The 22,013-nt window shown below is 64.0% G+C and carries 25 protein-coding genes; 16 read left to right on the forward strand and 9 right to left on the reverse strand.

Annotation, left to right across the window (positions count from 1 at the left end):
* Positions 1–150 precede the first annotated feature (150 nt).
* The 4 genes from metH (at position 151) to ACRWQA_RS10340 (ending at position 7,562) form a co-directional block, all read left to right on the forward strand.
* Entirely contained in the window at positions 151–3,864 is a 3,714-nt protein-coding gene (gene metH / locus ACRWQA_RS10325; RefSeq protein WP_434227537.1) for a methionine synthase, read from the forward strand.
* Between the two features lie 62 nt (positions 3,865–3,926).
* Positions 3,927–5,255, forward strand: a complete 1,329-nt coding sequence (locus tag ACRWQA_RS10330) for an MATE family efflux transporter (RefSeq protein WP_434227539.1) — start codon at positions 3,927–3,929, stop codon at positions 5,253–5,255.
* 131 nt (positions 5,256–5,386) lie between these two features.
* Complete coding sequence (locus ACRWQA_RS10335) at positions 5,387–7,039, forward strand: nitrite/sulfite reductase (protein WP_434227541.1); 1,653 nt, start codon at positions 5,387–5,389, stop codon at positions 7,037–7,039.
* Entirely contained in the window at positions 7,032–7,562 is a 531-nt protein-coding gene (locus ACRWQA_RS10340; protein ID WP_434227543.1) for a DUF934 domain-containing protein, read from the forward strand. Before ACRWQA_RS10335 ends, ACRWQA_RS10340 begins: the two co-directional genes overlap by 8 nt.
* A gap of 70 nt (positions 7,563–7,632) precedes the next feature.
* On the opposite strand, the gene smrA is transcribed toward ACRWQA_RS10340, so the two are convergent.
* Positions 7,633–8,226, reverse strand: coding sequence for a DNA endonuclease SmrA (smrA, locus tag ACRWQA_RS10345; RefSeq protein ID WP_434227544.1), 594 nt, complete (start codon positions 8,224–8,226; stop codon positions 7,633–7,635).
* Between the two features lie 121 nt (positions 8,227–8,347).
* Here smrA and ACRWQA_RS10350 point away from each other — a divergent pair, with 121 nt between their 5' ends.
* From ACRWQA_RS10350 to pdxH, 5 genes are all read left to right on the forward strand, one after another.
* Positions 8,348–8,797 carry a gamma-glutamylcyclotransferase family protein gene (locus tag ACRWQA_RS10350; protein ID WP_434227546.1) on the forward strand — a complete coding sequence of 150 codons (450 nt, stop codon included), beginning with the start codon at positions 8,348–8,350 and terminating at the stop codon, positions 8,795–8,797.
* A 92-nt stretch (positions 8,798–8,889) separates the two neighbouring features.
* A complete protein-coding gene (gene arsC / locus ACRWQA_RS10355; protein WP_434227547.1) occupies positions 8,890–9,246 on the forward strand; it encodes an arsenate reductase (glutaredoxin) in 357 nt (118 codons plus the stop codon).
* Positions 9,247–9,273: 27 nt separating this feature from the next.
* Positions 9,274–9,894: an NAD(P)H:quinone oxidoreductase gene (wrbA, locus tag ACRWQA_RS10360; protein ID WP_434227548.1), complete on the forward strand. Its 621-nt coding sequence runs from the start codon at positions 9,274–9,276 to the stop codon at positions 9,892–9,894.
* Positions 9,891–10,292, forward strand: coding sequence for a DUF2069 domain-containing protein (locus tag ACRWQA_RS10365; protein WP_263579952.1), 402 nt, complete (start codon positions 9,891–9,893; stop codon positions 10,290–10,292). The genes wrbA and ACRWQA_RS10365 overlap by 4 nt, the downstream gene beginning before the upstream one ends.
* Positions 10,293–10,410: 118 nt before the next feature.
* A complete protein-coding gene (gene pdxH / locus ACRWQA_RS10370; RefSeq protein ID WP_434227550.1) occupies positions 10,411–11,052 on the forward strand; it encodes a pyridoxamine 5'-phosphate oxidase in 642 nt (213 codons plus the stop codon).
* A 56-nt stretch (positions 11,053–11,108) separates the two neighbouring features.
* Here the strand turns inward: pdxH and ACRWQA_RS10375 are convergent, their stop codons facing one another.
* The gene (locus ACRWQA_RS10375; RefSeq protein ID WP_263579950.1) at positions 11,109–13,856 is read right to left on the reverse strand and encodes a bifunctional acetate--CoA ligase family protein/GNAT family N-acetyltransferase; all 2,748 of its coding nucleotides are present in this window, start codon (positions 13,854–13,856) and stop codon (positions 11,109–11,111) included.
* A 108-nt stretch (positions 13,857–13,964) separates the two neighbouring features.
* On the opposite strand from ACRWQA_RS10375, the gene ACRWQA_RS10380 reads away from it, so the two are divergent.
* From ACRWQA_RS10380 to ACRWQA_RS10400, 5 genes are all read left to right on the forward strand, one after another.
* Entirely contained in the window at positions 13,965–14,900 is a 936-nt protein-coding gene (locus ACRWQA_RS10380; protein ID WP_263579949.1) for a histone deacetylase family protein, read from the forward strand.
* 113 nt (positions 14,901–15,013) lie between these two features.
* Positions 15,014–15,646, forward strand: coding sequence for a helix-turn-helix domain-containing protein (locus ACRWQA_RS10385; RefSeq protein WP_263579948.1), 633 nt, complete (start codon positions 15,014–15,016; stop codon positions 15,644–15,646).
* Positions 15,647–15,705: 59 nt separating this feature from the next.
* On the forward strand, positions 15,706–16,026 hold the full coding sequence (locus ACRWQA_RS10390) for a DUF1244 domain-containing protein (RefSeq protein WP_263579947.1): 321 nt from the start codon (positions 15,706–15,708) through the stop codon (positions 16,024–16,026).
* A complete protein-coding gene (moaB, locus tag ACRWQA_RS10395; protein ID WP_263579946.1) occupies positions 16,023–16,544 on the forward strand; it encodes a molybdenum cofactor biosynthesis protein B in 522 nt (173 codons plus the stop codon). The genes ACRWQA_RS10390 and moaB overlap by 4 nt, the downstream gene beginning before the upstream one ends.
* Positions 16,537–17,745 (forward strand): molybdopterin molybdotransferase MoeA, encoded by a 1,209-nt coding sequence (locus tag ACRWQA_RS10400; protein WP_434227553.1) that lies wholly within the window; start codon positions 16,537–16,539, stop codon positions 17,743–17,745. Before moaB ends, ACRWQA_RS10400 begins: the two co-directional genes overlap by 8 nt.
* Before the next feature lie 9 nt (positions 17,746–17,754).
* On the opposite strand, the gene ACRWQA_RS10405 is transcribed toward ACRWQA_RS10400, so the two are convergent.
* On the reverse strand, positions 17,755–18,300 hold the full coding sequence (locus ACRWQA_RS10405) for an FAD-linked oxidase C-terminal domain-containing protein (RefSeq protein WP_434227555.1): 546 nt from the start codon (positions 18,298–18,300) through the stop codon (positions 17,755–17,757).
* A 28-nt stretch (positions 18,301–18,328) separates the two neighbouring features.
* On the opposite strand from ACRWQA_RS10405, the gene ACRWQA_RS10410 reads away from it, so the two are divergent.
* Positions 18,329–18,688: a FadR/GntR family transcriptional regulator gene (locus ACRWQA_RS10410; protein WP_434227557.1), complete on the forward strand. Its 360-nt coding sequence runs from the start codon at positions 18,329–18,331 to the stop codon at positions 18,686–18,688.
* A 36-nt stretch (positions 18,689–18,724) separates the two neighbouring features.
* Complete coding sequence (locus ACRWQA_RS10415) at positions 18,725–19,168, forward strand: LysR family transcriptional regulator (protein WP_434227558.1); 444 nt, start codon at positions 18,725–18,727, stop codon at positions 19,166–19,168.
* Between the two features lie 75 nt (positions 19,169–19,243).
* Here the strand turns inward: ACRWQA_RS10415 and ACRWQA_RS10420 are convergent, their stop codons facing one another.
* From ACRWQA_RS10420 to ACRWQA_RS10445, 6 genes are all read right to left on the reverse strand, one after another.
* Entirely contained in the window at positions 19,244–19,813 is a 570-nt protein-coding gene (locus tag ACRWQA_RS10420; protein WP_434227560.1) for an acyl carrier protein phosphodiesterase, read from the reverse strand.
* Between the two features lie 10 nt (positions 19,814–19,823).
* Complete coding sequence (locus ACRWQA_RS10425; RefSeq protein WP_434227562.1) at positions 19,824–20,177, reverse strand: TusE/DsrC/DsvC family sulfur relay protein; 354 nt, start codon at positions 20,175–20,177, stop codon at positions 19,824–19,826.
* The gene (gene tusB, locus ACRWQA_RS10430) at positions 20,177–20,467 is read right to left on the reverse strand and encodes a sulfurtransferase complex subunit TusB (RefSeq protein ID WP_434227564.1); all 291 of its coding nucleotides are present in this window, start codon (positions 20,465–20,467) and stop codon (positions 20,177–20,179) included. The genes ACRWQA_RS10425 and tusB overlap by 1 nt, the downstream gene beginning before the upstream one ends.
* A 25-nt stretch (positions 20,468–20,492) precedes the next feature.
* Entirely contained in the window at positions 20,493–20,870 is a 378-nt protein-coding gene (tusC, locus tag ACRWQA_RS10435; RefSeq protein ID WP_434227566.1) for a sulfurtransferase complex subunit TusC, read from the reverse strand.
* 10 nt (positions 20,871–20,880) lie between these two features.
* A complete protein-coding gene (gene tusD / locus ACRWQA_RS10440; RefSeq protein WP_434227568.1) occupies positions 20,881–21,273 on the reverse strand; it encodes a sulfurtransferase complex subunit TusD in 393 nt (130 codons plus the stop codon).
* Between the two features lie 71 nt (positions 21,274–21,344).
* Positions 21,345–22,013, reverse strand: a complete 669-nt coding sequence (locus ACRWQA_RS10445) for a Bax inhibitor-1/YccA family protein (RefSeq protein WP_263579932.1) — start codon at positions 22,011–22,013, stop codon at positions 21,345–21,347.

Raw genomic sequence — 22,013 nt, forward strand, 5'->3', positions numbered from 1 at the left:
TTGGTCGGTTTTTGACCAGCCCTGCCCTCAAGCGGCTGGTTTTGCTACCATGGCGGGCCGACACGACCGCCCCTGCCCAGTAGCCGACAAGAATCAGCGGGGCGGCTTGGATTCCCTGGACGTGACTTTCGCTGGAGACCGACCCGACCCATGGCCGCCCTACCCTCTGCACTGACCGCTACTCTCACCGAACGGCTCGGCGAGCGCATCCTCATGCTGGATGGCGGCATGGGTACCATGTTGCAGAATGCCCGGCTCGACGAAGACGATTTCCGCGGCGAGCGCTTCCGCGACTGGCCCTCCGAGCTCAAGGGCAACAACGACCTGCTGGCACTGACGTGCCCCGAGCTGGTGAGGCGTATCCATCGCGACTACCTCGAGGCCGGTGCCGACATCATCGAGACCAACACCTTCAACAGTACCCGCCTTTCCCAGGCCGACTACGGCATGGAGGAACTGGTACCCGAACTCAATCGCGAATCGGCGCGCCTGGCGCGGGCAGTGTGCGACGCGGTGGCGGCCGAGACCGGCATCCCGCGTTATGTGGCCGGCGTACTGGGGCCGACCTCACGCACCGCCTCGCTGTCGCCCGACGTCAACGACCCGGCCAAGCGCAACGTCACCTTCGACCAGCTGCGCGAGAACTACTACGAAGCCGCAGAGGCGCTGATCGAGGGTGGCGCCGACCTGATCCTGATCGAGACCATCTTCGATACGCTCAATGCCAAGGCGGCCATCTTCGCCCTGGAGACGCTGTTCGACGATCGCGGCGAGCGGTTGCCGGTAATGATCTCCGGCACCATCACCGACGCCTCCGGCCGCACCCTCTCGGGCCAGACTACCGAGGCGTTCTGGAACTCGGTGCGTCATGCCAGGCCGCTCTCCATCGGCCTGAACTGTGCGCTGGGTGCCGAAGAGCTGCGCCCCTACCTGGAGGAGCTTTCGACCAAGGCCGACACCTTCGTCTCTGCGCACCCCAATGCCGGACTGCCCAACGAGTTCGGCGAGTACGACCAGACGCCGGAGGAGATGGCTGCCATCGTCGCCGAGTTCGCCGAGAGCGGGTTGGTCAACATCATCGGCGGTTGCTGCGGCTCGACGCCGGAGCATATCGCCGCGATCCACGCTGCCATTCAGGGCCTGGCACCGCGCCAGGTTCCCGAGCGCCCGCGGGCCTGTCGTCTGTCGGGGCTTGAGCCGTTCAACATCGAGAAAGGCTCGCTGTTCGTCAACGTCGGCGAGCGCACCAACGTTACCGGCTCTGCGCGCTTCAAGCGCCTGATCGTCGATGAGGACTACACCACGGCACTGGAGGTGGCCCTGGAGCAGGTCGAGAATGGCGCCCAGGTCATCGACATCAACATGGACGAGGGCATGCTCGAGTCGCAGGAAGCGATGGTGCGCTTCCTCAACCTGATCGCCGGTGAGCCCGACATCGCCCGGGTGCCGATCATGATCGACTCCTCCAAGTGGGAGATCATCGAGGCCGGGCTCAAGTGCGTGCAGGGCAAGGCGGTGGTCAACTCGATTTCGCTCAAGGAGGGCGAGGCGGCCTTCCGCGAGCAGGCGACGCTATGTCGACGCTACGGCGCCGCCGTGGTGGTGATGGCCTTCGACGAGGCCGGACAGGCCGATACCTTCGCGCGCAAGACGGAGATCTGTCAGCGCGCCTATACCTTGCTGGTGGAGGAGATCGGCTTCCCGCCGGAAGACATCATCTTCGACCCCAATATCTTCGCCATCGCCACCGGCATCGAGGAACACGACAACTACGCCGTCGATTTCATCGAGGCCACCCGCTGGATACGCGAGCACCTCCCCCACGCCATGGTCTCCGGCGGCGTCTCCAACGTGTCGTTCTCGTTCCGCGGTAACGACCCGGTGCGCGAGGCAATCCACTCGGTGTTCCTCTACCACGCCATTCGCGCCGGCCTGACCATGGGCATCGTCAACGCCGGCCAGTTGGCGGTCTACGATGGCCTGCCGGCCGAACTGCGCGAAGCGGTCGAGGATGTCGTGCTCAACCGGCGCAGCGACGGTACCGAGCGGCTGGTCGACCTGGCCGACAAGTACAAGGGCGACGGCAGTGGCGCGGCGAAGAAGGAAGACCTCGAGTGGCGCAGCTGGCCGGTGGAGAAACGCATCGAGCACGCCCTGGTCAAGGGCATCACGGTGTTTATCGAGGAGGACACCGAGCTTGCCCGCCAGCGTGCTTCGCGCCCCATCGAAGTGATCGAGGGGCCGCTGATGGACGGCATGAATGTGGTCGGCGACCTGTTCGGTGCCGGAAAGATGTTCCTGCCCCAGGTGGTCAAGTCGGCCCGTGTCATGAAGCAGGCGGTGGCCTACCTCATCCCCTTCATCGAGGCCGAGAAGAACGAGCTCGCGGCGGAAGATCAGCAGGCCAAGGGCAAGATCGTCATGGCGACGGTCAAGGGCGACGTACACGACATCGGCAAGAATATCGTCGGCGTGGTCCTGCAGTGCAACAACTACGACGTCGTGGACCTCGGCGTGATGGTGCCGGCGGAGAAGATCCTGCAGACGGCCCGCCAGGAGAACGCCGACATCATCGGCCTCTCGGGCTTGATCACCCCGTCGCTGGACGAAATGGTGCATGTGGCCAAGGAGATGAAGCGCCAGGGTTTCACGCTGCCGCTGCTGATCGGCGGCGCCACCACCTCCAAGGCGCATACCGCGGTCAAGGTCGAGCCGCAGTACGACGAACCTGTCATCTACGTGACCGATGCCTCGCGCGCGGTGGGCGTGGCCGGCAAGCTGCTGTCGCCGACGCTCAAGCCCGCCTACGTGGCCGAGATCAAGGCCGAGTACGAACTGGTGCGCGAGCGCAACGCCAGGCGACGGCCCAAGGCCGCCGACCTGAGCTATGCCGAGGCCCGCCAGCGCAAGCTACCCATCGACTGGGACGTCTACACGCCGCCCCGGCCCGCCTTCACCGGGCTCAAGACGTTCGACGGCTACGACATCGAGGAGCTGGTCGAGCGTATCGACTGGACGCCCTTCTTCATGAGCTGGGAGTTGGCGGGCAAGTACCCCAAGATCCTCGACGATGCGGTTGTTGGCGAGGCGGCCCGCAGCCTGTTCGACGATGCCCAGCAGATGCTGCGCAAGCTGATCGACGAGAAACACGTCCAGGCTCGCGGCGTGATTGGTCTGTGGCCGGCCAACAGCGTCGATGACGACGTCATCGAAGTGTATGCCGACGAGTCGCGCAGCGCGGTGATCGAGCGGTTGCATCACATTCGACAGCAGACCACCAAGAACCGTGATGGCGTCTGCTATAGTCTGGCCGACTTCGTGGCGCCCAAGGAGAGCAGGAAGCCCGACTGGATCGGCGGCTTTGCCGTGACCACCGGGCACGGCGTCGAGGCCTTGGCCGAGCACTACAAGGCGGCTGGCGACGACTACAGTGCGATCATGGTCCAGGCGCTCACCGACCGCCTGGCCGAGGCCTTCGCCGAGCGCATGCACGAGCGGGTGCGGAAGGAGTTCTGGGGCTACGTGCCCGACGAGACGCTGGATAACGACGCCCTTATTGCCGAGAAATACCAGGGCATTCGACCGGCGCCGGGCTACCCTGCCTGCCCCGATCATACCGAGAAACGCACGCTGTTCCGCTTGCTCGAGGCCACCGAGAACGCTGGCATAGAGCTAACCGAGAACTTCGCCATGTGGCCGGCCGCGGCGGTATCGGGCTGGTACTTCTCGCACCCTCAGTCGAAGTACTTCTCCACTGGCAAGATCACCCTCGACCAGGTCGAGGCATTGGCCGAGCGCAAGGGTATGTCGCTTGAGGAGATGGAGCGCTGGCTCTCCCCGGTTCTCTCTTATGACCCCGCCTGATACCAGAGTCAGGCGCGTCCACACCCATGGCGTGGGCGCCTGGCAGAACCTGCGATAGACGGATGCTACCCGACTCGATTCGCCGCCGGCGTATTCTGAACCTCGCCGTGCCGATCATTGCCGCAATGCTGACCCAGAGCCTGATCAACCTGGTCGATGCGGCGCTCGTCGGCTCGCTCGGCGAAGTGCCGTTGGCCGGCGTGGGTATCGGCGGCTATGCCATGTTCCTGATCACCGCGCTGGTGTTCGGGCTCTCTTCCGGCGTGCAGGCGCAGACCGCGTGGCGACACGGTGAGCGTGCCTGGCACCTGCGAGCCCTGCCGCTCAATGCCGGGCTGGTCATCGCTCTGCTGGTGTCGCTGCCCATCACTCTGCTCTGCCTGTGGCAGGCCCCGCTGCTGATGCTATTGCTCAATCCCAGCGCAGAAGTGAACGACGTGGCAGCAGAGTACTTTCGTTGGCGGGTGCTGTCGCTCATTGCCGTAGCGATGATCTTCTGCTTTCGCGGTTACTGGAACGGCATCGAGCAGAGCGGCTTCTACCTGCGCATCATGCTGGTGATGCACGTCGTCAACGTGGCGGCCAGCATTGGCCTGATCTTCGGCTATGCAGGCCTGCCGGCCATGGGGGCGGCTGGTGCCGGCGCGGGCACCAGCCTTTCGCTGTTCGTGGGCCTCGGGCTCTGGGTGCTGCTCAGCTTCCGCCGTGCCGTGCCCAGTGGATTCCTCGTCAGCCTGCCGCGGCATCCTACCCTGTTGGCCACCCTGCGCCTGGCGATGCCGCACTCCTTTCAGCAGCTGTGGTTCGCAGCCGGCTATGCGGTGCTGTTCTGGATCCTGGGCCGGATCGATACCGCCAGCGTTGCCGTCGGCCACGTGCTGGTGAATCTTTCGCTGTTGCTGATCTTGCCCGGCGTGGGCCTGGGCATGGCGGCGATGAGCCTGGTGGGTCAGTCGCTGGGCCAGCAGGCCCATGGTGATGCCCATCGCTGGGGCTGGGACGTGGTGCGTCTGGCCTGGCTGTGCCTGGCAGTGCTGGCACTACCCATGGCCCTGTTTCCCGATGGGATACTGGGCATTTTCCTGCACGACCGCGAACTGATAGCCTTGGCACGCCTGCCGTTGCAACTCACCGCAATCATGATCGTGCTGGATGCCGCCGCCCTGGTGCTGGGACAGGCCCTGCTCGGCGCCGGTGCCAACCGCACCGTGATGACCACCACGCTTACCTTGCAATGGCTGGTCTTCCTGCCGCTGGCGTGGTGGGTCGGCATAGTCATGGAGCAAGGGCTGCTGGGCATCTGGTGGGTGCAACTCGGCTACCGTGCGTTGAACTCGCTGTGGTTTGCCATGATCTGGCAGCGCCGCCATTGGTTGCGGTTGCAGCTTTGAGCCACGTGACTTGACGCTTTATATGCTTTTACGTATAAAAAATATAAATATTTATTCTTTCATAGAATATGCCAGGGGCGTTATGGTGCCCCCTGACGCTTCGCCAATCCCCTAGCAGCAGGACCGGCTGAATGTATCGCTACGACACCCATGATCAGACTCTGGTCAATGAACGCGTCGCCCAGTTTCGCGACCAGATGAATCGTTATCTGGCCGGCCGGATCAGCGACGAAGAATTTCTGCCGTTGCGCGTGCAGAATGGACTCTATGTCCAGCGTTACGCACCCATGCTGCGCATCGCCATTCCCTACGGCATGCTGGCTTCGTATCAGCTGCGCAAGCTGGGTGACCTGGCGCGCGACTACGACCGTGGTTACGGGCATTTCACCACTCGCACCAACCTGCAGCTGAACTGGCCGAAGCTGGAAACGGTCCCCGACATGCTGGCCGAGCTGGCCAGCGTGCAGATGCACGCGATCCAGACCAGCGGCAACGACATCCGCAATACTTCTTCCGACCAGTTCGCCGGCATTGCCGAGGATGAAGAGGTCGATCCGCGCCCCTGGTGCGAGCTGATTCGCCAGTGGTCGACGTTCCATCCCGAATTCACCTACCTGCCGCGCAAGTTCAAGATCGCCGTGACCGGTTCCGCCGAGGATCGCGCCGCTATCCAGGTTCACGACGTGGGCTTGCGCCTGTGGCGCGACGACCAGGGCGAGGTTCGGGTCAAGGTGCTGGCCGGTGGCGGCCTCGGCCGCACGCCGATGATCGGCGAGGTGGTACGCGACGACTTGCCGTGGCAGCACTTGCTGACCTATCTGGAAGCGCTGGTGCGCGTCTACAACCAGTTCGGCCGCCGCGACAACAAGTTCAAGGCGCGCATCAAGATCCTGGTCAAGGCATTGGGCGTCGAGGAGTTCCGCCGTCGGGTCGATGCCGAATGGGCGCACCTCAAGAATGGCCCGCAGACGCTGACCCGCGAAGCGGTCGAGGCGATGCAGTCGCATTTCGTCGATCCGGAACGCCGCGCCGTCAGCGAGGAAGCGATTGCCGACTTCGAGCGCCTGCGTAGTGAGAACCGAGCCTTCGCCCGCTTCGTGACCAACAATGTGCATGGCCACAAGGTACCGGGCTACAAGGCGGTCACCCTGTCACTCAAGCGCCGTGGCCACTCGCCCGGTGACCTGACCTGGGAACAGATGCATCAGGTGGCCGATCTTGCCGACGAGTACAGCCATGGCGAGATTCGCGTCACCCACGAGCAGAACCTGGTGTTGGCCGACGTGGCGGTGGACCGCCTGGAGGAGCTCTGGCAGCGCTTGCAGGAACTCGGCCTGGCCAACCCCACCGTGGGTACCCTCGCGGACCTGATCTGCTGCCCCGGTGGCGATTACTGCTCCCTGGCCAACGCCAAGTCGATCCCGGTCGCCCAGGCCATCCAGGAGCGCTTCGAGGACATCGATTACCTCTACGACCTGGGGCCGCTGGATCTCAATATCTCAGGCTGCATGAATGCCTGCGGCCACCACCACGTCGGTCACATCGGCATCCTCGGCGTCGACAAGAAGGGCGAGGAGTGGTATCAGATCTCGCTCGGCGGCGCTCAGGGTAACGAGTCCTCGCTGGGCAAGATCCTCGGCCCCTCGTTCGATCGCGAGAGCGTGCCCGAGGTCATCGACAAGGTACTGCAGGTCTACGTCGGCGAGCGAGCCGAGGGTGAGACCTTCATCGAGACGTATCGCCGTATCGGCCTCAAGCCTTTCAAGGAGCGGGTATATGCCTGATCAAGACGCTTCAGTACGCCCCTTCATTCGCGGCGGCAAGCCGGCCGAGGATCGCTGGGTACTGGTTCGCGACGAGGAGGCGGCACTGCCCGACTCCCCTGCCATCGTGCCCCTGGCACGCTGGCAGGCGTCGGAGCGTAGCCATGAACTGGCGCCCTGGCTGTCGAGCGATACCGAGCTGACGCCGGAACTGGCCGAGGAACTGGTTGGCGCGCCGCTGATCGCCATCGACTTTCCCAAGTTCACCGATGGTCGCGGCTACAGCCTGGCACGGCTGCTGCGCGAACGCTACGGCTACGATGGCGAGATCCGTGCCGTCGGCGACGTACTCATCGACCAAGTCTTCTTCCTCACCCGCTGCGGGTTCGATGCCCTGTCGCTGCGTGAGGACCAGTGGCTGGAGGACGCCCTGCAGGCTCTGAATGCCTTCAGTCGTGCCTATCAGCCGGCCGTCGACGTGGCCGAACCGTTGTTCCGTCAACGCATGCGCGAAGCCTTGGAGCGTGAGCCGGCCCTGGCCTAGCCTGGGCTTGCCGCAACTCGGTGTTGAAAGAAAAAGCCGGCCACGTGCCGGCTTTTTGTCGTTCTGAGGATCAGCCGCGCCGCTTCTGCTGGCGCTCGCGGTTATCCGCCCTCGCCCGCTCGCTCTTGCGCAGCATGACCCAGGTCGCCCCCAGTCCGCCGTCGGCCTGCTGGGCCGACACGTAGGCCTGCACCTGGTCGAACTGCGCGAGCCATTTGGCAAGGTAGGAGCGCAGCACGTTGGCCGGACTGTCGATCTCCTGACCCCGGCCGTGCACGATCAGCACCGAGCGCAAGTCATGGGCGTAGGCCTCGTGGATGAAGGGAGGCAACGCCCGCCGGCACTCGGCCAGTGGGCGGCGCAGCAGATGCAGGCGTGACTGAGCCGCATAGCCACCGTGACGCAGGCGGTCGACGACACCCTGCTGGATGCCGTCACGGCGAAACACGATGGGGTCGAACGGCGGCAGCAGTTCGACGAAGTCGTCCGACAGGAAACTGTCCCGGGCGAGCTCTTCCTGAGCGCTCTCGCGCCGCGCCAACTGTGCCTCGGTGGGGCGCGAGCGGCGCGGGCCCGGGTCGGCTCGATTGGCGCTCCTGCGCACCGGCTTCACGTCTCCCATCAATGCCCTGAAGTCCTTGTCCTCGTGCGCTGACTGATTCATGGGGCATCCTCCGCTGTGTCGAGCCTTGCTTTGCATCCTAGCAAGCCTTGCTCCGGCATTGAACCGGACTCACCCCCTTCTGCCATGGCAGGATGGCAGCAGCCCAACGACAGGAGATCGCATGCATCGTCGTTATCTTGTCATCACCGCGCTGGTCGTCATGCTGGCCGTGCTGGGATGGCTGTGGCTCACCATGCTGAGCCCTTTTACCTATGAGCGTCCCGATCACTTGCCCGACATCGAGGAAGGCGAGCATGCGGTATTCGTCTATGGCACGTTGCGCCTTGCGCCGATCCGCTGGGTGGTGATGGGGCGGGCCGGGGAAACCGAGCCGGCCTCCCTCGAGGGATTTCGACGTGATGGGCTGGATCTGGCCGAGGCGCCGGGAGAGCGGGTAGAAGGCGAAGTCATCGTGGTGGATGCTGGCGAGCTGCAACGTTTGGATCGCTACGAGCGTCTGGGAATTCGCTACGAGCGCGTGCCCATGCGCCTTGAGGACGGCCGTATGGTCTGGGTGTATCGTCGCCTGAGTGAACTGCAGCGCCCCGCTATCGGTGGCGCAACCATCTGATCGAAGCGGGGATTCGGGATGGCTGCGGTTGTGGCCGACACGGCCGCCCTTCTACAATATGGACCAGTCTTCCAAGGATCTAGGAGTCTCGCATGGCCATTACGCTTTACCACAACCCCCGCTGTTCCAAGTCGCGCCAGGCATTGGCTCTTCTGGAGGAGCATGGCGCCGAGGTAAAGGTGCGCCGCTATCTCGACGAGCCGTTGAACGAGGAGGAGTTGCGCGATCTCATGTCGCGCTTGGACGCCGATGGAGAGGCGCTGGTCCGCACCCAGGAAGCGGAGTGGCAGGAAGTCGAGGATACCGACCTGCAGGATCAGGAACAGGTGATCGCGGCCATCGTCAGCCATCCCAAGCTGATGGAGCGGCCAATCGCCGATGACGGCAAGCGCGCCGTGATCGGTCGTCCGCCGGAAGACGTACTCGCCCTGCTCCACGCGAACGACTGATTCCCCGCCTCTCTGACTGGAGCCACGATGCGCGACTCCCTTCCCTACGTGTTGATCCTGTATTACTCACGACATGGCGCCACGCGCAGCATGGCCGAGCAACTGGCCGCCGGTGTCGAGTCCTGTCCCGGCATCGAGGCACGGCTGCGTACCGTGCCACCGGTCTCGCCGACTTGCGAGGCCGTCGCCCCCGAGATTCCTGACGAGGGGGCTGTTTATGCCGATCTGGATGACCTGCGCCATTGTGCCGGCCTGGCGTTGGGCAGCCCGACTCGCTTCGGCAACATGGCGGCGCCGCTGAAATACTTCATCGATTCGACCAGCGCCCTGTGGCTCAACGGAGCGCTGGTGGACAAGCCTGCGACTGCCTTCACTTCCACCTCGAGCCTGCATGGCGGCCAGGAGACCACCCTGGTTTCCATGCTGCTGCCGCTGCTGCATCACGGCATGGTCTATGCCGGCCTGCCCTACAGCGAGACCGACCTGATGACCACTACCGCCGGTGGCACCCCCTATGGGGCCAGCCATGTGGCCGGTCAGCGCAGCGACCAGCCCCTGGCCGATACCGAGCGTCGACTGGTGCGCGCCCAGGGCAAGCGTTTGGCCCGGCTGGCCCTGGCTCTTGGCAGCCATAGGGAGAACTCATGAGACGATGGGTCGAGGGGCTCGAGGCGCGCCACGGGCTGGATCTGCTCACCGAGCGCAGCCGCCAGTTGGTTCTCACCAGCTATGTGGTGCTACTGGCCCTGCTGGTCTGGAGTGGCTTGGCGATGCAGGCAGGCAGTAACCCGCTGACACCGATTCTGATCCGTACCCTGCCGCTCATGCTCTTTCTGCCTTCGATTCTGGGGAGGCGAGCCAGGGGACACGCCTGGCTGTCCTTCGTCAGTTTGCTGTACTTCGTTCAGGGCGTGATGCTGGCTACGTTGCCAGGCCAGGGGCTGTTGGGCGTTGCCGAGTCGATGGCCGCTCTGGCGTTGTTTGCCGGGTGCATGTTCTATGCCCGCTTTCGCAGTCGCCAGATCAAGGCGGCGCGCGGTGGGTGAAGCGCAAGGACATGCCGGCGGTGTGCGGATGTCGAAATAAGTGATGTTGGTCAAGCCGCAGGTGTTGTGCTGTTGCCCCACAGCGGCGACCATTGAGAAAAAGGACGAGGAGTACGCCATGACACGCAACATCGCCGACATCCGGCGCGACTACGAGGGTGGCAGACTCGAGGAAGGCATGGTGCCCGCGGCACCCATGGTGCTGTTCGACGAGTGGCTGACGCTGGCGCTGGATGCCGAGGGCGAGGACGGCAACGTGATGACGCTGGCTACCGTGGATAGCCAAGGCCTGCCCCATGCGCGCATCGTGCTGCTGAAAGGCTATGACGACCGCGGCTTGGTGTTCTACACCAATTACCACAGCCACAAGGGCAGCGAACTGACCAATGTGCCGCATGCCGCTCTGGTGTTCTGGTGGCCTTCCCTGGGGCGTCAGGTGCGCGTCGAGGGCCGGGTCGAGGCGGTAAGCGACGAGGAATCGGATTCCTATTTCAACAGCCGCCCCCGCGCCAGTCAGTTGGGTGCCTGGGTGGCTACTCAGAGCGTGGTGATCCCCGATCGCCACTGGATCGAGGAGCGTCAGCACCGCTTCGAGCAAGCCTACGAGGGCCAGGAGATTCCGCGTCCCGGGCATTGGGGCGGGTACCGTGTGATCCCCGACATGATCGAGTTCTGGCAGGGGCAGCCAAGCCGGCTACACGACCGAATCCGCTACGAGTTTCGCGACGAAACTTGGCGCTCCTTCCGCCTGGCGCCCTGAACCGTCTCGCCGCTCTTCTGAATGGGTGCCGTATTCGGCACCCATTCCCGACGTCTTCAGTCCGGCAGGCTCTCCAGCCGATGCCGCTGCCATTCGCTCTCAGGCTCGTTGAGACGCAGCACCGCATCCACCACCTGTTCCTCCATGTTGTAGCGGCAGCGGAAACCCAGGTGCTTCATCAGTGCCCGCATGGGGTGGTTGTCGACCATCACCTTGCCGATCATCTCCAGCGTGCCCACGCTCTTGCAGTAGGCGATCATCTTCCTCATCAGCAGACTGCCGAGCCCCTGTCCGGCCATGTCGTCGCGTACGATGATGGAGAATTCGGTGCGGATGTTGTCGGGATCGTTCCACACCCGCACCACGCCGAGCATCTCCTTGCTGCCGTCTTCATTCTGGTGCTCGGCGATGAAGGCCATCTGCCGGTCGTAGTTGATGTGGGAGAGAATCGATAGATCGCGCTGGCTGAGGTCGGACTTGTTGTGGAAATAGCGAAAGCGGATGCTCTCCTCCGACAACTGGCTGTGGAAGCTGGTGATCAGCGGCGCATCCTCGGCGCGGATGGGGCGCACCTCGACCTGCATGCCATTGTTCAACGTCACCCACTCACGCAGCTCCTCGGGGTACGGCATGATGGCAAAGCGCGCTGGTGTGCCCAGGTCGAGGGCGAAGTCCACCGCCAGCATGCCGTCGCGATTGAGCAGCAAGGGGTTGAGCTCCAGCCCGCGCAGCTCGAGCAGGTCCGAGGCCATCTGCGACAGCTTGACCAGTAGCTGACACAGCCTTTCCAGGTCGCGCTCGGGATCGCTGGAGTGCTCCTGAATCAGCCGCGCGGCGTGGGTGCGCCCGACCACGTCAGCAGCCAGGGTCATGTTCAGCGGTGGCAGCGCCACCTGTCGGTCGGCCAGGATGTTGACCTTGTAACCGCCGATGCCGAACACGATCAGCGGGCCGAATACCGGATCACGGGTAATGCCGGCGCAGAGCTGCATCGATTGCTTGCCGCGCTGCATCGGCTGCAGGCAGTACTCGCGAATTTTCACCGGCGGGAACTTCTCATGCACCTTGTCGCCGAGTCGGGAGAGCCCTTCGGCGACCTGGCCCGGCTCGTGGAGGTCCTGCAGCAGACCAGCCGAAATGCGGTGAGGATGCTTGCGATAGCGGAACGGACGGCAATTGCCGTCGTGGACCACCTTCAATGCCCAGGGGCCCTCTCCCGCTTGCACTGCCGCCGCGGCCTCCTCGGGTGTGTGCACGTAGCGGCTCGGAGCCACGGGAATACCGTAGGCCTCGAGGACCTGTGCCGCCTCGGAGTGCGACAGGGTCTCGCGTCCTTCGGTTCTGGCCTGCTCGATCAGCGTGTGGCAGCGGGCGCGAATGTCCGCCGTGGTACTGAACGGTAGGCTCGGTGGCGTCTCCTGTAGCAGCGCCTGAACGCGCTGGTAGTCGACCATGTGCATGAACGCCTTGACCGCCTTTTCCGGCGAGACATAGGTGGGGATGCCCGCCATGCTGCACTCGTGGCGCGCGTAGAGGGCGCCCTCCAGTCCCATCCAACTGGTCAGCAGGTTGCGCCTGAAGCGCTTGCGGTTGGCGATCAGCGCCTGGGCGGTGATCTTCGACGGCGCCAGGCGCGTGGGGGCATGCACCACCAGCACGGCATCGACCCCGGGGTCGGCGGCGACGATCTCCAGTGCGTCGACGAAGCGCTCCGGTGCGGCGTCTCCACCCAGATCCACCGGATTCTCGCCGGGCTTGCTCATGTCGAACTCGCCCTGACGCAGCGCACTGCGTGTCTCCTCGCTGAAGCTTGCCAGCCGCCCGCCGGCATTGATCAGCTTGTCGATGGCGAGCATGGCGGGCCCCAGGCCATTGGAGACGATGGCCAGCCGGTCGCCCTTGAGCGGTTTCATCTGCGACAGCGTCATCAGCGCGTCAAACAGTTCGTCGGAGTCGTTGACTCGTACCACGCCGGCACGCGAGAAGGCGGCATCGAAGACTACGTCGCGGTTGGCGATACCCGGTGTCGGCGGCATACCGGAGAGATCGGACTGCGGAGTGCGCCCGCTCTTGATTGCCAGGACCAGGCGGTGCCGCGAGGCGTCGCGCAAGGCGGTCATGAAGTGCTGGGCGTCATGGATGCGCTCCAGGTGCAGCAGGATGGCCTGGGTCGCAGCGTACTGGTTGATGTAATCGATCAGGTCGGGAAGCATCACGTCGACGCTGTCCCCTACCGTGATCAGGTGCGAGAAACCGATGCCGCGTCCTGCTGCCCAGTCGATCATGGCGTTGCCGAGCATGCCCGACTGGCCGAGATAGGCGACCTTGCCCGCCTTGACCGGCTGACTGGAATAGGAGGCGTTGATATGGCGGCCCGGTACGATCAGGCCCATGCACTCCGGCCCCAGCACACGGATGCCCGATTCGCGCGCGGCCGTCAGCATGCGCTCGCGGATCGAGCCCTTGCTCCCTTCGGCCTCGTCCAGGTGTGCGCCGCCGGAGAGTACCAATGCCGCCTTGACGCCGATTCGCCCCAGGCGCGTGATCACCTTGGGCAGGGTGTCGGCCGGGGTACAGACGACGGCGAGGTCGGGCGTCTCGGGCAAATCGCTCACGCGCGAAACACAGGGTTGGTCGAAGACCGCCTCGTAGCCCTTGCGGTTGACCGCCCACAGCGTTCCCGGAAAGCCAGCCTCCTGCAGGTTGCGAATCACGATGCCACCGATGGAGTGGGGCTTTTCCGAGGCGCCGATGACCGCGATAGTGCGGGGTTCGAAGAAGTGGCGCAGGAATCGGGTGCTCAAGACGTCACCTCAGCAGAGCAGTGGATGCCTCCTTGTGTACGACTTATTGACACTGTTGTGCAAGGGCTTGCGCGCATTAAGGTGACTTCAGTCACTCTGGAGTTCCATATGATCACGGCGTTCATCTCGCACCCGGACTGCGACCTTCACCATATGGGCCCGGAGCACCCCGAAAGCCCCCTGCGCCTCGAGGCCATCCGTGCCCGCCTGGCCCTCAGTGGGTTGCTGCAGCAAACCATGCAATCGGAAGCCCGCCCCGCCAGCGAAGAAGAACTCGCCCGCGTACACCCACTGGGCCACCTGCGCGCGCTCGACAAGTGCCTGCCCGAGTCGGGCATCATCAGCCTTGATGGCGACACCCTCATGAATCCCGACAGCCTGGAAGCCGCCCGGGTGGCGGCAGGTGCCGTGATCCGCGGCGTCGATCAGGTATATCGCGGTCAGGCCGACAACGTGTTCTGCGCCGTGCGGCCGCCCGGGCATCATGCCGAAGCCACCGATGCCATGGGCTTCTGTTTCTACAACAATGTCGCCGTCGGCGCGGCGCATGCTCGCGCGCGCTACGGGGCACGCCGTATCGCCATCCTCGATTTCGATGTGCACCAGTGCAACGGTACCATCGATATCTTCAAGGACGATCCGGACATCCAGATCTGCACGAGCTTCCAGTACCCCTTCTACCCTTGGCGCTACTTGCGCAGCGAATGGCAGAACGTGGTCAATACGCCACTCGAGGCCGGTACCGACAGCGCCGCCTTCCGCCGCGCAATCGAGGACGACTGGCTGCCGGCGTTGCACGCCTTCAAGCCCGAGCTGGTACTGGTCTCGGCCGGTTTCGACGCCCATCGTGACGACCCCCTGGCCGAGCTGTGCCTGGAAGACGAGGACTACTACTGGATCACCCGGCTGGCCTTGGACATCGCCGCGTTGTATGCCGACAATCGACTGGTCTCGGTGCTGGAGGGCGGCTACGACCTGGACTCTCTGGGGCGTAGCGCCGAGGCGCACGTCAAGGCGCTGCTCGGTCTGCCCTTCGAAGGTTGAATCAGAGCCGGCAAGTGTCGGTTACACGCATCGCGAAGGCGCCTTCCGGCCGGTGCGCGGCCCCCTTCTGTGGTACGCTTCGGGAAACTCTGTTTCCTATAGTGAACTCATCAATGTCCACCACTACCGACCAGCAGGCCGCACTGCGCATCGCCTCGGGACGCAAAGCGTTCGTCGAGCCGCTGCGTCTCGGTGAACGGCTCAAGGAAATACGCCTGGCCAACCAGTGGACGCTGGAAGATGTCAGCCAGCGTACCGGCCTGGCGCGTTCCACACTGTCCAAGATCGAGAACGATCAGATCTCGCCGACGTTCACCGCGGTGCAGAAACTGATCAACGGCCTGGGCATCGACCTGCCGCAGCTGTTGACACCACCGAAGGCGCAGCCACGCACCATGGGCCGCCGAGACCTGACCCGCCAGGGCGATGGGCAGCGCCACCCGACGCCGACCTACGAGCACGAGCTGCTCAGTTGCGAGCTGGCCCAGAAGCGCATGATTCCCTTCAAGACGATCGTACGGGCGCGCAGCTTCGATGAGTTCAGCGAATGGGTGCGCCACGACGGCGAAGAGTTCCTGATGGTGCTGGAGGGCGAGATACAGCTTTACACCGAATTCTACGAACCGCTGCAGCTGTCACGTGGCGACAGCATCTATTTCGACAGCGACATGGGGCACGCGCTGGTCTCGGTGAGCGATGAGGATGCGGTGGTACTCTCGGTCTGTACGCGCGGGGACACCGCCTGATTCGTCAAATGGTTGCATCTTTTTGTTATCCTGAGTCGACTCAATCAGGAGCCAATGTCATGCAGCATCTCGACGACGCCACACGCACCCAGCTCGAGGCCGCCGCCTTCCGTCGCCTGCTTCAGCATCTGGACGCCAACAAGGACGTGCAGAATATCGACTTGATGATTCTTGCCGACTTCTGTCGCAACTGCCTGTCCAAGTGGTTGGTGGCCGCCGCCGACGACCAGGGGGCCGAACTCGACTACGAGACCGCGCGCGAGTACGTCTATGGCATGCCTTATGCGGAGTGGAAGGCCAAGTACCAGCGCGAGGCCACTCCGGAGCAGCAGGCCGCCTTCGAGGAACGGCAGGCGCGCAAGCGGGAGTCGCAATCATGAGCGAGGCCATGATCCCGCTCAGGATTGCGGTACTGACCGTCTCCGATACACGCGACTTCAACAGCGACCGTAGCGGCGCCCTGCTCGCCGAGCGGCTCACCGAGGCGGGACATCAGTTGGCCGAGCGACGCATCGTCATCGACGATGTCTACCGTATCCGTGCCGTGGTCTCCGAATGGATCGCCAGCCCTGAGGTCCAGGTGATTCTGACCACCGGCGGCACCGGGTTCACCGGCCGGGATTCCACCCCCGAAGCGGTATCGGTGCTGCTGGACAAGCGTATCGAGGGTTTCGGCGAGCAGTTCCGCCAGCTTTCCTGGCAGGAGATCGGCAGTTCGACCATCCAGAGCCGCTGTCTCGGCGGGCTGGCCAACGCCACCGCGGTGTTCTGTCTGCCGGGATCGAGCGGTGCCTGCCGCACGGCCTGGGACGGCCTGCTCGCCGAACAGCTCGACAGCCGGCACAAGCCATGCAACTTCGCCAACCTGGTCATTCCCGAACGAGGTCAGCATGTCTGAACTGCAGTCCATCGAGGCGGCCCTTGCCGCCCTGCTCAAGGACCTCGCCCCGGTGGAAGCGGAAATCGTGGCCTGTGAAATGGCCGGACGGCGGATTCTGGCCGACGAGGTCGTTGCCCGGCTCGACGTGCCGCCGTTCGACAACAGCGCGATGGACGGTTACGCCCTGCATCATGATGATGCTGGACGACGCCTGCCGATCAGCCAGCGTATTGCGGCGGGCAGCCAACCACTTCCTCTCGCTCGGGGCACCTGCGCGCGGATCTTCACCGGTGCCCCGCTGCCGCCCGGCGCCGATTGCGTGGTGATGCAGGAAAAAGTAGAGGTCGACGGTAGTGAAGCACTCATGCCGGTACAGGTGCCGAAGGACAACAACGTACGCCATCGTGGTAGCGATGTAACGGCGGGAGGTGTGCTGCTCGACAGCGGGCAGCGCCTGGATGCCGCAGCGTTGGGGCATCTGGCGAGCCAGGGCATCGTCGAGGTGTCGGTGCGTCGACGGCCGCGTGTCGCCCTGCTCACCAGCGGTGACGAAATCGTCGAGCCTGGCCAGCCGCTGGCCGCCGGCCAGATCTACAACAGCAACCGGCCCATGCTGCGGGATTTGCTGGAACGGTTTGGTGCCGAGGTCTCCTTCAGCGCCTCGATGCCCGATGACGCAGAAGACACACGCGCCATGCTGGCGCTGGCGGCGGAACAGGCCGACGTGGTGGTGACCACTGGCGGCGTCAGCGTCGGCGAGGAGGACCATGTCAAGGCTGCCCTCGAGGCCATCGGCCAGCTCGACCTGTGGCGTCTGGCTCTCAAGCCCGGCAAACCCCTGGCGCTGGGGAGGCTCCCCGCCAGAGATGGGCGCGAAGTGCGCTTCGTCGGCCTGCCTGGCAATCCCGTCTCCAGCTTCGTTGCCGCCTGGCTCTTCCTGCGCCCTCTGATGGGCGCCCTGCTCGCCTGCCCTCGCCTGGCCAGCCTGCCGACGCTGCCAGCGAGTGCTGCATTCTCCACCCACACCGGGCCTCGGCGGCACTATATGCGTGTCCGACTGAGCATGGATCAGAGTGGCATCGTAGCGCACGCCTTTCCGGATCAGGGCTCCGGTGTGCTCTCCTCCTGCGTGGATGCCGATGCACTGGCGGTGATTCCGGCGGACTCTCACATCAAGGAGGGAGATCCGATCGATTGCCTCTGGCTCTGGGGCGATTGAAGCCGGTCACTACAGCGAAAACACTCTCCCAGGGTTGAGCAGATTCTTGGGGTCCCAGGCACGCTTGAGGGTACGCATGAGCTCGACCTCGGTCTCGCTTCGGCTCCGGGCAAGCCAGGCCTTCTTCTCGACTCCGATGCCATGCTCGGCCGACACCGATTCACCCACGTCGAGCAAGGGCGCGTAGACTGCCTCGTCGCTTGCCAGGTGATCGGCATCCTCGCACCCGGGCTGTATGAAGAGGTGCAGGTTACCGTCGGCGATATGACCGAACTGGATACAGCGCGCGGCGGGCCAGCGAGCGACGATTCGCTGCCTGACGGCTTCCGCATAGCTGGCCATCTGCCGGATCGGCAGGCTCACGTCGTAGAGGAAGGTCGTTCGCCCCGCGAGCATGGCCTCGAAATTCTCGCGCACATCCCACAGGGCGCGACGCTCGGCCTCGGATTTCGGGATCACCGCATCGACGATCACGCCGGTTTCCAGCGCGCCCTCGAGCAAACGCTCGAAGAGGGCCGCATCGCGCTCATAGTTGCTGGATGCGCGACGTGCCATCGAGCTGCGTATCGTGGAGTTGGCGGCAGTGAGACGCAGCGAGGCCGAGGCGCGTGAGCTCTTGGATCTGGTCGACCGGATGCGGCTGGCGCGCGACGAGGTTGAGGAAATGACCGAATCCGACATCGCGTTTCACATAGCGATGGCACAGGCGACACGGAATCCATTGTTTCCGGTACTGGTATCGGCCCTGACTGCCACCATGCGCGACACCAACGCCATCGTTTGGCGCTATCGCACCTCGGAGACTGCGCGCGAGGAGGTCATGGCTCTGCATGCAGCGATCGCAGAGGCGATCGCTGCACGTGATCCCGGTGCGGCTCGCTCTGCTCTCGAGAAGCACTTCGACGTTGACTCACGAGGGCTGCTCCTCGCCGGTTTCAACTAGTGGGCCAGCAGCGACTCCTCTATCGAGAACACCGAGATGCCGGAAGCCAATCAGGACATCAAGCGATTCTTCAAGCACGTGTTGAAACTCAGGCACCTGCGCACGATCGCCATGCTGACCGAGATGGGACAGGTCAGTCGCGTGGCGCAGGAACTGAATGTCACTCAGCCCGCGATTTCCAAACAGATCGGCGAAATCGAGCGGGCCCTGGATGCCCCCATCGTGCAACGACAGGGCAACCGCATCGTCCTGACCCCCATTGGGGAAAGGCTGGCCACTGGCCACGCATGCGAGGGAAGTCGTGCAGCAGATCGAACGGGCCGAGTTCGACGTCGATGCCCTGCATCGAGGACTGGGCGGCCGAGTCGTGGTAGGAGTCGTCACTTCGCTTGCCCCGACTCTGCTGCCGGAGGCGATAAGATTGCTGAAGGTCACTGCACCGCCAGCTGCAGGATTTCCACCAGCCGCGAACCTGGGTAATTACCGACAAGATGCCGCCGTGGTGACGAGTCCGGAATTTTGGAAGATGGTGTCGGCTCGATCGAGCCGGGCGGGTCAGGGGGCGGGAACTTCAAGGGCGTCGGTGACTGTCGGCCACAATTGCCGGAAGTCGCGTTCGAGGCCGTCATAATCCTCTTTCAGCCAGGGTACCAATGCCGCCAGACGATTGGGGCCCGAGAGGCGCTGGCCGATACCGCGTACCGCATCGCAGGTGAAGCCGAAGTCGGCATAACGGTGCAGCCAGTCCTGGGCGACCAGCGCTGGAACCATGCGCTCCAGGCGGGCCGGGGCGGGATGGCGGCCGAGTACCCGGTAGCTGCGTAGTACCAGGCGGGATTCCTGCCTGTCGAGTGCGAGCTCCCGTGCCACGAAGTGATCCCACGCCAGGTCGAGGGCGATACCTGCGTAGCGCCGATACTCCTGAGGTGCACGCCTGCGTGCCGCGAGTACCACCGGGTGCGTATCGACGAAGGCGTCGACACGGCGGTGATGACGAATGCCATTGGCAACCTCGTCCGGCCACGCCGACAGATCGCCCCCCTTTACGCCGTCTGCGATCAGGTTGCCATAAAGGAAGTCATCGCTTCCTCCACGGGCAAGCCAGGCATGGGCGAGGAAATTCATGTCGCGGCCATCACAGGCAGTTGGCGGGCTTCGGCAACCCGGCAAGGCGAGCCGCCACCTTGGCGGGGCTGTCAGGGAAGAGTTTCATCAGGTGCAGCGAACGGCCTTTTTCCGGCCCCAGGGCTTGGCCTACCGCCTTGACCAGCGGGCGCATGGCCGGCGACGCCTCGTAGCGTGAATAGAAACCGCGAATCACCTCGATCACTTCCCAGTGCTCCGCTGTGAGCTCCCTCCCCTCCTCTGCAGCAAGGGCCTCGGCCACGGCTGGAGTCCATATCGTCAGGTCGACGAGATAGCCCTCGGGGTCGAGCGCGATAGGCTCATCGCCGACGTGCAGGTAGCGATCGATCTCGGTTGAAGCCATCAGAACCAGCTCACTGTCTTGTCGGCCTCTTCGGTCAGGGTGACGAAGCCATCCACATCGACGACCTGAACGCTCGCGTCGCACTGGCCCAGAAGCCCGCGCGCGCTCAGATCTTCGCGCAAGGCGAATAGGTGTCCATCTATCGCCTGGAAGTGGCGCACCTGTGCCGTCATGGCGCCCAGGACGCCATCCTCGATCAGTAGCAGCCGGTCCCCGCTGCCCATCGCGGCGAGCGCGTCGCGATAGACCAGGCTCGAACTGGGCGGTCGATTGAGAATGTGCAGGATCATGGGCATCCTCGCAGATAGGGGGCATTCAGAATGTCAGGACCAGCCGATGCCCGGCGATCAGCTGTGGAATCGAACTGGCATCGACCCCAGCGGCGGGGAGCTGCAGGTCCTGCTGGGTTAGCCCGAAACGCTCGCATGCCTCCAGGTCGAAGTGCAGCGACTCGATGTCGTACATCTCCAGCATGTCCAGGGTGGCCGCAGTGCCCTTCTGGCCCAGGGGGCCAACCTGCTGCTCCCTGGCCAGGGCCAGGATACCGTCGCCTTGGAACAACAGGCTTACCGACTGCCCGAAGGCGGCGGCCACCAGTGCCGCATCGAGCCCCTCGCGCAGCCAACTGCTGCCGTGTGGCGCATGCCGCAGGATGACCAGTAAATCGCCGTTGACACTCATACGGGATGTCATCGTCGCTTCCTCAGGGGGCAAAGGTCACCAGCCGATCGACCGCTTGCCCCAGATCGATCAGTTGGCCGAGCCCCGTCAACTCGAAGGGCGCTTCGACGCTATGGTCCAGCTTGCCATGACGGTCGGCTTCCCGTGGATCGAGTAGCCCACGTCGCAGTGCGGCGGCGATACAGACTTGCAGTTGAGTGCCGTGCTCGGCATTCAGCGAGCACCACGCATCGTACAGGTGCGGCTCGTCCTGGGGTGGTGCGGCAAGACGTGCCGCATTGTACACCCCGTCATGGTAGAAGAAGACGCCCTCCAGTCGGTGCCCTTTCGCGATCAGCGCCGAGGCAAAGCGCAATGCGGAATGGGCAGCCTGGCTGCTGTAGGGCGCTCCCTCGACGAGTAGACCATAGCGCATGGTAGTTCCTGCTTTCTCAAACACGCAGGCCCCGCATCGGCGGGGCCTGGCGATGCCTGACCTGTCGGTTTTCAGTCGCTGCTCATGATACCAAGCAGCGACAGCAGGCTGATGAAGAGATTGTAGATCGAGACGTACAGGGTGATGGTGGCGAGGATATAGTTGGTCTCGCCGGCGCGATGCACGATCTCGCTGGTCTGGTAGAGAATGGCGGCCGAGGAGAACAGCACGAAGCCTGCCGATACCATGAGCATCAGGGTGGGGATCTGGAAGACCAGGCCCGCCACCATGGCCAGGATCAGCACGATGGCACCCGCCATGAGGAAGTTGCCCAGGAAACTGAAGTCCTTCTTGGTTACCAGTGCCACGGCGGAGAGACCAATGAAGGTCAGCGCGGTCATTGCCAGGGCATTCATGATCAGCGCGGCACCGTTGGGCAGGGCCAGGTACGCACTGAGGATCGGACCGAGGGTAAAACCCATGAAGCCAGTGAAGGCGAAGGTTGCCAGCAGGCCCATGGCCGAGTTGGCGGTCTTGTGCACCAGGAACATCAAGCCGTATGCACCGACGAAGAAAACCAGGATGTTCATCCGCTCGATGCCCATGGCCATGGCGGCACCCGCTGTGACGGCGGAGAACAGCAGTGTCATCGCCAGTAGCGCATAGGTGTTGCGCAGCACCTTGTTGGCACTGACAGCCTGTGACGAGTGCTGGGCCACATGTGTGTCGTGATAGGCCAT

It is taken from the genome of Billgrantia sp. C5P2 (genome assembly GCF_051062895.2).